Here is a 10,597-nt window from a genome sequence, read left to right as displayed (position 1 = left end):
AAAAAAATAGCGTGCAAACACAAATGGTTTAAACACGCTATAGAGACTAGTTCTATGACTGTCTTGAGCAACAAAATTAATAAAAAATAAGATTTTAGTTGGAAATCAACACAGAATCTTATATGGTTTAATTTTTTAGCCCCGAAAAGTTGTCGGAGAAACCCCTGTCTGTTTTTTGAAAACCCTTGAAAAATAAGAGTAATCATCATACCCAACTGCTGAAGCGACTTCATTAACCGCTAATTGTTTGTCAGTTAGCATTCGTTTGATTTCAAGGACTACTCGATCCATAATAACTTCAGTCGCTGTTTTTTGTAAAATTTCATTACAAATCCGGTTGAGGTGCTTCAGGGTGATGTTTAGTTTATTTGCATAAAAAGACGGTAGTTTTTCTTTTTTAAAATGCTCTTCCAAAAGCTTTTCGAAGGCACTTATTTTAATATTGTATGAATGTGTTTTATGTGAATAGGTTTCACTGTATTTCCGTGAAATTTCAATATGAATACAATCCAGTAAATTCAGCATTTTATCCAGTTGGAGATTATTCTTCTGGCTATTTTCTTCAATTAAAAGATTGAAATAAGGTAAGATTTTAGAAATTTCAGCTGTTTCAAAAAGCAATTCCGGACGGTTATAAATCGAATGATAAAAGTTGTAGTCATTGATGTTTTTTTTGCCGAAATATAAATTGTAAAGTTCCTGTGAAAATATAATCACGAAGCCTTCAACATCTTCAGACAAGCTCCAATGATGCATTTGCCCGGGCTGCAGCACAAACAAGCTTCCCCTCTTAATGTCAAAACGGTCAAAATCAATTTCATGTATTCCGGAACCATTCGTAAAAAAGACCATCAGATACGAATCATGCCGATGCGGTTCTTCTACAAAACTGTGGCTTTTTAAATGCTCCTTAAAAGTATTCACATAAAATTCACGATGAATATCATTACAGCTAAAATTTTCCACACTATAAACCGGATATTTTTTCATACGCAGAAAATTTCTTTTTAGATTATAAAATCACCTTTTCAAAATTTGGAATTTGGAATTTATTTTTTGAAATTTAACTCAAAATGTCTTTATTGTGCTATAAGTAGCGAAGATATAAAAAAGGTTTCAATAGAATCTGATTTACCTTTGTATAAATAAAAAATAAAGTCATGTCAAATACATTAGTCCATATTTTAAAAAACGAATGTCCACATTGTCATAAAGGAAAAGTTTTTAAAGACAAGAATATTTTCCTGAATTTTGGCTTTCCAAAAATGAATGAGAGTTGTAGCCATTGCAATTATAAATTCCAAAAAGAACCTGGCTTCTTTTTTGGAGCTATGTATGTAAATTACGGATTAACAGTAGCCCAGGGAATTGCAACATATTGTATCGCCCAATTTTTCTTTGAAAACACATTCGATCTAAGAATCATTCCGATTATTGCGGTTGTCATTATCTTATTTACGTCATTCAATCTCCGATTCTCAAGATTAGCATGGATTTACATGTTTAAGGATTATACGAGCTAAAAAAATGCTATTTTTGCCTTTCAATTGAAACTAATTTCAATTCCAAAAAAATAAAAAAACAAGTTAGACAAATGAAAGCATACGTATTTCCGGGTCAGGGTGCTCAATTCACAGGAATGGGTAAAGACTTATATGAAACATCGGCTTTGGCCAAAGAATTATTCGAAAAAGCGAATGAAATTTTAGGTTTCAGAATTACAGATATCATGTTTGAAGGCACTGCCGAAGAGCTAAAAGAAACAAAAGTTACACAACCAGCCGTATTTTTACACTCGGTTATTCTGGCAAAAACGTTAGGTGATGATTTCAAACCTGAAATGGTAGCTGGACACTCTTTAGGGGAATTTTCAGCTTTGGTTGCCAACGGAACTTTATCTTTTGAAGATGGCTTGAAATTAGTTTCACAACGTGCTTTGGCGATGCAAAAAGCCTGCGAAATCACACCATCTACAATGGCTGCGGTTTTAGGACTTGCCGATAATATTGTGGAAGAAGTTTGTGCTTCTATTGACGGGGTTGTGGTTGCAGCAAATTATAACTGCCCTGGACAATTGGTAATTTCAGGAGAAACATCTGCTGTTGAAAAAGCGTGCGAAGCGATGAAAGCTGCGGGAGCAAAACGTGCATTGATTTTACCTGTTGGAGGTGCTTTTCACTCGCCAATGATGGAACCAGCAAGAGAAGAACTGGCAGCAGCTATTGAAGCAACTACTTTTTCTGCTCCTATTTGTCCAGTGTACCAAAATGTTACAGCAAATGCAGTTTCTGATGCAGCCGAAATCAAAAAGAACTTAATCATCCAATTGACTGCTCCTGTAAAATGGACACAGTCTGTACAGCAAATGATCGCTGATGGAGCAACTTTATTTACAGAAGTTGGACCTGGAAAAGTTTTAGCTGGTTTAATTAATAAAATTGATAAAGAAGCTGCTACGGCTAATGCTTAATTTTTATTCAATTAAGAGTTATAAAATAAAAAACCCTTCTTAGACAAATCGTTTAAGAAGGGTTTTTAGTATGTAAATATTCCGTTAATCAATTAATAAAAATAAACAATCAAAAGAATAAATAATAATTAAGCCTGTTTAGCAAATTGCAATTCAATATTCAGTTTTACTTCTTCGCCAACCAAAACACCACCGGTTTCAAGAGCAGAGTTCCAGTTTAAACCCCAGTCTTTTCGGTTGATTTTTCCTTCAATACTCAAACCTACTTTTGTATTTCCCCATGGGTCAGTCAGGATTCCGCTAAATTCTACCGGAAAAGTTACTGTTTTTGCAACACCTCTGATGTTTAAATCTCCTGTAATTTCATACTTTTCATCATTGATTTTTTTAAATGAAGAAGCTTTGAAAGTTAATTTTGGATGATTTTCTGCATCAAAGAAATCACCGCTTTTTAAATGACCATCCCTATCTGCATTTGCTGTATCGATAGAAGCGATGTCAGCAGAAAATTCAATTGCTGCATTTTCGAAATTATCGCCGTCTGTAGTGATGGTCGCATCATAAGTTAAAAATTTTCCTGAAACATTAGTAAACATCATGTGTTTAACTTTAAAACCAATTTCTGAGTGAGTTGGGTCAATTGACCATTTTGTAATTGCCATAATTTTATTTTTTAAATAATTAATTTCATTTTGATAAGACAAAGTTACGGTCACAATAAGTCGAAAGCACTTAACCTAGATTAAGAAAGAAAAAATGTCAACCAAAATTGTGATTTTTTGTCTTTTTTAACTTCTTATTGTTGAAGTTACAAAAAAAAGAAACGATAACAATCTGATTTTCAGATTAATTATCGTTTCGGGGTACAGGTATTATGTTTTATTACTGAATTAATAGTTCATCGGAATGTCCATCAATAAAAATTCAGCATCTGTATTGGCTTTAATAGTTAAAGTATCAGTTCCTGAAATTCCAACAGCATCACGCGTATTTAATTCCTGACCGTTGATGGTTACATTTCCTTTTAAGATGAAAGCATAAACGCCGTTTCCTTCTTTTTTGATTTTATATTCTGTTGAAACTTCGGCATCAAAATTCCCCATATTAAACCAGGCATCCTGATGAATCCAAACCCCTTCGTCATCTGCATTTGGAGACAAAATTTGGGATAATTTATTGTGTCTGTCTGCCACATTCAAAGTAATTTGCTGGTAACGCGGCGCTACATTTCTTTTGTTTGGAAACAGCCAGATTTGCAACAATTTAGTCTGCTGATCAGCATTTGGGTTAAACTCACTATGCTGAACTCCGGTTCCGGCGCTCATTACCTGAATGTCTCCATTTTTAATAATTTCGGTATTTCCCATGCTGTCTTTGTGAGCCAAATCACCTTCTAACGGAATGGTAATAATTTCCATATTATCATGTGGATGCGTTCCAAAACCCATTCCGCCTGCAATCGTATCATCATTCAAAACACGAAGTGCCCCAAACTGAATTCTGTCCGGATTGTACCAGCTTGCAAAACTAAAGCTGTGATAAGCGTTCAACCATCCGTGATTTGCATTTCCTCTTGTTTCTGCTTTGTGCAATACTATATTTTCCATGATTTTGTGTATTTGTTATTTTTATAGTACAAAGATACCACCGTCATAGATGAAAAGCACTTAATGTAGATTAAGAAAGATTTTGAGGCCCTGAAAAGCTAAGATTCTAAGATTTTTTCCATAATCTTGTCATCCTGACGAAGGAAGGATCCCCGAAAGTAACTCGACAATTTTTGGAAATTTTGTTTTTTTGTAGCAGAAAAGTATTTATAACAAGGCCCTTAGTCCTGCTATCCGCTCTATCTATTGTTGCGAACCCCGCAACAATAGGATGCCCGCTGCTATCAGGGCTGCATTAGAGATTTTATTTATTAAATGCCATCCTTATATAGAAAACGAACTTCTGTGTAATGAGATTAAGTAGCTTCATTTAATTTTAACGAATTTTCCTTTTGCCGAAGCTATGTCAAGATAGTTGCCCCCATCTTTCCTATTATGTATAGAAAATTGAATAGTATCTTTTGCTATTTGATCTTTAAAAACACTTACGATTAAATCCGGATTGATAAAGTTATCTAATACAATTATGCTGTTGTAAGAGATTTTGTCTTTGGCATAAACTTGTTATCGAAAACGTAAGTACTATCGTTGAATGTAATTTTATACTTCTGAATGTGATAATATTCATTTTCAACAATGCAATAATAAGTGCCTCGAAGTTTATTGTTTTCCTGACTGTTAAAGTTGATAAGAAAGAGTATTAATAAAGTAAAATATTTCATCTTGTTTCTAATTTACTAGAAAAATTAAATTTTAAATCTTTATGAAACTTAATAAACTGAATGGTAAAACTTTTTTACTTCTTTAAAAGCCTCGCTTTCATTTTACTGAAAAACTCGGGAGTCACACCAATAAACGAAGCGATTTGTTTTTGAGGCACTTTATGCACCAGAGTGCCGTATTTAGCACAGAATTTCTCGAAGCGTTCTTCGGCAGGCAAGCTTAAATTGTCCATCAATCGCTGCTGATTGGCAACTAATGAGTTTTCAATTAAAATCCTGAAATAACGTTCCAGCTTCGGAATTTCAAGATACAATTGTTCCTGATTTTCTTTGGATAACGAAACAACCTCGGCTTCCTCCAGAACTTCAATAAAAAGCTGTCCCGGTTTTTGCGAAAAATAACTGTACATATCACTCATCCACCAGCCTTCGCAGGCGAAAGAAAGGACGTGTTCTACAATATTATCGTTGATATTGAAACTTCTTAAAATTCCCGAATTGACAAAATACGAATGTTTGCAGACCTCGCCGGCGTTTAATAAAATCGTTTTGGCTTTGTAAGTGTTCGTTTCTAATTTGGACAGAAAAAGTGTCTGTTCTTCCGGAGTCAGCGAAACATGTTTGTCAATATTTTCAAGAATCAATGTCATTATTTTTTTTCCTCTATTAGTTTAAATGAAGTTGCTTTGAATCTATTGTTCACGATTTCTCCGGTAACTAAAGCTTTGCTGATGGCATTACAAAAGCCTTTTTCAGCGTGAGCATCTCCGTGATCATGAATGGTTGTTCCGTCTACAAAATAGCTTTTCCCGTCAATGCGAACGGCTAAATCACAGCTTTTACCTTTCATTCCGAATTGGCATTCTCCGCAGGAAGCTTCCACGATTGTTGGTTTATCAAATTTCTTTTTGCTTTGAGCCTGAACTGCGATTCCAATAAATAGGAAAGTCGCTAATAAAATATTTTTCATAGTTAAGAATTTACAGTTATTAATTTCGCCGTTTCTTTGGCGCGTTCCGTTATTTCATTGATTGGAGTCGAAAGCGAATCATGACTTAAAACGACCCCCATTCTTCGGTAAGGTCTTGAAGTTGGTTTGCCAAAAATCCTGAAATCAGTTTTAGGTAAAGCTGCTACTTTTTCGATTCCGGTAAATGTTGGATTTGCAGAATTTTCTGAAGCCAAAATCACGGCACTTGCTCCGGCCTTCTCTAAAGTAATTTCGAAAATAGGAAGGCTTAAAATTGCCCGTAAATGCAATTCGAATTCGTTGAAATTCTGCGTTCCGGCTAAAGTTACCATTCCGGTATCGTGCGGACGCGGTGAAAGTTCAGAGAAATAAACGCCTTCGTTAGTCAGGAAAAATTCAACACCAAAAAGTCCGGCGCCACCAAGCGCTTCGGTAATTTTTTCTGCCATATCCTGCGCTTCGTACAAATCTTTTTCTGAAACCAAAGCCGGCTGCCAGCTTTCCTGATAATCGCCTCTTTCCTGTCGGTGGCCAATTGGAGCACAAAATAAAGTTGGATTATTATTTTGAGTAATCGTTAAAAGCGTAATCTCCGAATGGAAATCTACAAATGCCTCAACAATCACTTCTATTACATCACCACGGGAACCTGCAACAGCATATTCCCAGGCTTTTAAAATATCTTCCTGAGTTTTAATTGTTGATTGTCCTTTTCCTGATGAAGACATTAATGGTTTTACCACACAAGGAATTCCGACTTGCTGAACTGCTTTTTGTAATTCTTCTGCCGAAGTGGCGTATTGATACTGGGCTGTTTTTAAACCTAATTCCTTTACTGCCAAATCACGGATTGCTTTACGATTCATGGTAAAGTTGGCCGCTTTCGCTGAAGGAACAACGGTAATACCTTGTTTTTCGTAATCGTAAAAACGTTCGGTACGAATGGCTTCTATTTCGGGAACAATGAAATCTGGATTGTGTTTGGCTACGATTCGGTCAAGGGCTTCGCCATCGAGCATGTTGATGACTTCAAAACCGTGAGCAACCTGCATGGCTGGTGCATTTTCGTAACTATCAACTGCAATTATGGTTTGTCCGATTCGTTGTGCTGCAATGACAAATTCTTTGCCTAATTCACCTGAACCGAGGAGTAAAATTTTCATTTTGGAGTGTTGTAATGTTGGAGAAGTAAAAGTAGGGAAAAATGTTTTTAACCGCAAAGTTCTATTAACGTGTTTGAATATAGAGGCGCACTGCCATACGTCTACAAAATATGTATTTTAACCGCAAAGTTCGCCAAGATTTACGCGAAGCACGCAAAGTTTTGTTTTTAATTAAAAAAAGGTGCGTAAAGAGTTTTCTCGCAGATTCACTTCGTTTTTTCGCTTTCGCTCGAGTTGCAGATTCGACGGATTTGTCGATTTAAATTGGATTTTTTAGTTACGAATCACAAAGTTTGTCATTTCGACCGAAGGGAGAAATCACACTAGGAACTCGAAAAAGATTGGGATTTACTTTGCGGAATCCCGAGTGTGATTTCTCGTTCCTCGAAATGACAAAATTGTGGAAAGTTGAATGTGAATAAATCTGTTGTTGAGCGAAAAATTCTCGTTAACCCGTTTGCGTGAGGGATTACTTCACTAAATTTTATTTTAATCGGAGTTCAGTGAATTTATTTGAAGTGGAAAGCCCGGAGCCTGACGAAGGAAGTGCGAGGACTTGAAACGGATAGCCCGACCCTTGTGGTCACGCCAAAATAAAAAATTAATTTTTATAATTGACACATTTCCAAATTTTCTAATTTTCTAATTTAGAAATCGGAATATTAAACGTAATCCTGGTTCCTTCTCCAGGAATGGAGTTTATAAACACACGTCCATTGATATACTGAATCCTTTCGTTCATAAACAATAATCCCATTCCGGATTCGCTGTTTCGCTTTTTTTCAACCGCTGTCTTGTCAAAGCCTTTTCCGTTATCGTCAATGATAATGCTTAATAAAGTTTCACTGTGAGAAAGCTGGACAATGATGTGGGTTGATTCTGCATATTTTATCGCATTATTGATCGCTTCCTGAGTCAGGCGATAAATATTGATTTCAATCAAGGAATCTAAGCGCTGGTCAAAATCGGTTTTATTGTAAAAAAGAATTTCTTTTCCTGTTAGCTTTGAAAGTTCCTGCGTGAGTTTTGCGATTGAAGAAACGATTCCGTGGTCACTTAATTCGGGTGGCATCAAATTAAAAGTTGCCGTTCGTACCCCTTTTATAATATCGAGTGATAATTTTTTCAGGTATTCAATTTTCTGAGCAGATTTTTCCTTATCATCCAGATTAATACTTTCGAGGCTAAACTTTAATCCCGTCAGCATCTGCCCTATTCCGTCATGAATTTCCTTGGCAATTCGGTTTTGTTCGTTTTCCTGATTTTCGACAATTTTGCTCGAAATAATCTTTTGCTGATTGATTTTTTCGGTACTGTTTTCAATATTCAGACGCTCTACTTCGCGCTGTGCTTTTTTACGTTCGGTAATATTGAAACAAACAATCAAAAGTTCCAGTTCATCCTTTTTAATCATTACCGGAACCATGGATAAATCCAGCCAGATCGTCTGATCTTCCCTATTATGAATTTTGATTTCGCCCTGCCAGCCGCTTCTTTGTTTCTCAAAAACAATACGGTCTATATTGCGCTGTTCTTTTTCATCAGTCGTTAAAATCTGTGAAAAAGTTTTATTCGAAGAAAATTTGGTATAATTTAAAAGTTTGGCAAATTTTTCACCTACGTGAATGATAGAGCCGTCGGGTGCAATACGGCAATAAAGAAGGGTATTTTCCATCGCATAATTCAGCGATTTCAGTTCTTTTACAGAGTTTTCTTTTATTTCACTGATGATTTCGGTGTCATAAGCCAGTTTTAAGGCCTTCTTTTCAGAAGCTAAAAGTTTAGCTATGAGTTTTTCAATTTTTTTATTGGTAGGCTTAAAGATAAAAAAGAATTCCAGAATCAGTACCAGCAATGTAAACCCGAAAATCCAATATTCCGTTTTGCGCTGTTCTGTTACTTTTTCATGTGCTTCTTTATCGTATTGGGTTACAATTTCATTCATTTTCGAAAGAAAGATTCCTTCGTTTTTTAGAATTTCCTGTACCAGTTTTTGGTTATCGTAGCTGTTCTTTTTTTGTTCCAGATTTAAAAGAAACAGATTCACCGATTCCACTATAGTATTGAAGCTCGGTTTTATTTCTGCATATAACTTAGACAGGGCTTCACTTTTTTCTTTAGGAAAAGCAAGGCTGTCACTGCCATTTTCTAATGCACTCTGATTGGTTTTCCAAAGTGCTAAAACATTTCGGACATGTGCAATTTCTTTCTTTGGGGAAGTATCAGAAACGAAATTTAAAATTAAGACTTCTTTGGTAATCCTTTGACTCAGCATTCTTTGCTTTCCCGAAATATTGATAATTTTAGAATCGCTGAGCTGTTGTTTTAAGTTGTACTGAATTAAAAGCTGACTTAAAATGATGGTTATAGCAATAGTCCAGAGTGCAAAAAAATACAAACGACGTAAATTTTTGAATGTAATTTTCTCTGCAACTTCGTGATTGCCTTTTTTCATTCGAAGATCATATTTGTTTATAGCGGAAAATAGAATTTGCTTCCGCTCATTTCATAAAATCAGATTATAATCCTAAAGATGCTTTTATCAAATTTAAGTTTTCTTCGGAGTAGTTGATTTTCAAGGCTTCCTGATGTCCTTTTTCAGACATTTTATCCCAGGTTTTTTTGATGATATTTTTTAGTTTTTCATCATCGTGCTTTTCAACAAACGGCTCTAAATAATAATCTAAGAATACCAGACAAATTACATCTTCCAGCAATTGGGTTTCAGCATCTTTTTTAAGTAATTTTTTTTCAATTAAAAACGAAACACGATCAATAAAAGTTTGCTCATAACCTGCTCTTTCCAGAATTTCAGCAGTAGTTTTGGCATGAAATTTTTTCAGGTCTTCTCTCCATCTCAAATACCCTACACGATCCATTGGATAGGATTCGCGGGCAACTTTCCATCGGCAGATATGCTGTGCTTTTGATGCAATCTGAACTTCTTCTGAAGCTTCAGGGCAAAACTGCATCAGTTTTTTATACATCCTGTTTGAGTATAAAAGCTCTTTTGGATATTCAATATTCTGATCTGTTTCTATGTTTGGATCCTGAGCGTTTTCGGCATCAATCCATTCACTTGCTTTCTGAAATGGTGTACTCATTTTTTATTGAAAATATATTTTCAAATATACATAATTAATCTAAAAAGCCAACGAACACTTCGTCTTCAACAATTTTAACCGGATAGGTTGCAATTTTTAAATCATCGCCATTCAGGTTGGAACCATCAATCAATGAAAACGTTTTTTTGTGCATTGGACACGCAATTTTAGGAATGTCATCTGTAGAACCAGTCATCCCTCTTGACAATACCATTTCCATTTTATGCGGACAGGCATTTTGACAGGCATACCATTCGTTACGGCGTGCAAAATTAAAAACGGCAATTTGTTTGTTTTTGTATTTGATGCAACCGCCACGGTTAGTTGGAAAATCACTCACATTACCGGCTTTGAACCATATTTTGGCATCGCTTGGATGCACCGTTTCGTATTGGTTTAAAATTTCTTCCATTTTGGTTGTATTTATAATCTGTATTCTTATCCCTCTTTTTACAATCAAGAGAGTTTGATGGCGCAGTAAAAAAGAGGGTAAGAGGACAGCAAACGTTAATTCTGTTTTTTAATTTTTTTTTAACACACAGAAACATAGATTTTAATCAT

At 35.3% G+C, this 10,597-nt stretch carries 11 protein-coding genes; 2 read left to right on the top strand and 9 right to left on the bottom strand.

The window, feature by feature from the left end; all coding sequences use genetic code 11:
- Nucleotides 1–135 precede the first annotated feature (135 nt).
- A complete protein-coding gene (locus tag K8B81_RS19125; RefSeq protein WP_223683149.1) occupies nt 136–990 on the bottom strand; it encodes an AraC family transcriptional regulator in 855 nt (284 codons plus the stop codon).
- A gap of 170 nt (nt 991–1,160) precedes the next feature.
- On the opposite strand from K8B81_RS19125, the gene K8B81_RS19120 reads away from it, so the two are divergent.
- Complete coding sequence (locus K8B81_RS19120; protein ID WP_223683148.1) at nt 1,161–1,523, top strand: DUF983 domain-containing protein; 363 nt, start codon at nt 1,161–1,163, stop codon at nt 1,521–1,523.
- Nucleotides 1,524–1,594: 71 nt separating this feature from the next.
- Nucleotides 1,595–2,470, top strand: a complete 876-nt coding sequence (fabD, locus tag K8B81_RS19115) for an ACP S-malonyltransferase (protein WP_223683147.1) — start codon at nt 1,595–1,597, stop codon at nt 2,468–2,470.
- Between the two features lie 128 nt (nt 2,471–2,598).
- Here the strand turns inward: fabD and K8B81_RS19110 are convergent, their stop codons facing one another.
- The 8 genes from K8B81_RS19110 to nirD form a co-directional block, all read right to left on the bottom strand.
- Nucleotides 2,599–3,132 carry a YceI family protein gene (locus tag K8B81_RS19110; protein ID WP_223683146.1) on the bottom strand — a complete coding sequence of 178 codons (534 nt, stop codon included), beginning with the start codon at nt 3,130–3,132 and terminating at the stop codon, nt 2,599–2,601.
- Between the two features lie 228 nt (nt 3,133–3,360).
- Nucleotides 3,361–4,077 carry a pirin family protein gene (locus K8B81_RS19105; protein ID WP_223683145.1) on the bottom strand — a complete coding sequence of 239 codons (717 nt, stop codon included), beginning with the start codon at nt 4,075–4,077 and terminating at the stop codon, nt 3,361–3,363.
- A gap of 796 nt (nt 4,078–4,873) precedes the next feature.
- The gene (locus tag K8B81_RS19100; protein ID WP_223683144.1) at nt 4,874–5,449 is read right to left on the bottom strand and encodes a Crp/Fnr family transcriptional regulator; all 576 of its coding nucleotides are present in this window, start codon (nt 5,447–5,449) and stop codon (nt 4,874–4,876) included.
- Complete coding sequence (locus K8B81_RS19095; RefSeq protein ID WP_223683143.1) at nt 5,449–5,769, bottom strand: DUF6370 family protein; 321 nt, start codon at nt 5,767–5,769, stop codon at nt 5,449–5,451. Before K8B81_RS19095 ends, K8B81_RS19100 begins: the two co-directional genes overlap by 1 nt.
- 2 nt (nt 5,770–5,771) lie before the next feature.
- On the bottom strand, nt 5,772–6,932 hold the full coding sequence (gene purT / locus K8B81_RS19090) for a formate-dependent phosphoribosylglycinamide formyltransferase (protein WP_394370727.1): 1,161 nt from the start codon (nt 6,930–6,932) through the stop codon (nt 5,772–5,774).
- Nucleotides 6,933–7,566: 634 nt separating this feature from the next.
- Nucleotides 7,567–9,387, bottom strand: a complete 1,821-nt coding sequence (locus K8B81_RS19085; protein ID WP_223683141.1) for a sensor histidine kinase — start codon at nt 9,385–9,387, stop codon at nt 7,567–7,569.
- A 64-nt stretch (nt 9,388–9,451) separates the two neighbouring features.
- Entirely contained in the window at nt 9,452–10,036 is a 585-nt protein-coding gene (locus K8B81_RS19080) for a DUF4202 domain-containing protein (protein WP_223683140.1), read from the bottom strand.
- A gap of 34 nt (nt 10,037–10,070) precedes the next feature.
- Complete coding sequence (gene nirD / locus K8B81_RS19075) at nt 10,071–10,448, bottom strand: nitrite reductase small subunit NirD (RefSeq protein ID WP_223683139.1); 378 nt, start codon at nt 10,446–10,448, stop codon at nt 10,071–10,073.
- Nucleotides 10,449–10,597 lie beyond the last annotated feature (149 nt).

Source organism: Flavobacterium hibisci (assembly GCF_020026925.1).
GTDB classification, from domain to species: Bacteria; Bacteroidota; Bacteroidia; order Flavobacteriales; family Flavobacteriaceae; genus Flavobacterium; species Flavobacterium hibisci.
The sequence above is the reverse complement of the archived record's forward strand: the minus strand, read 5'-3'. Positions and strand labels throughout refer to the sequence as shown.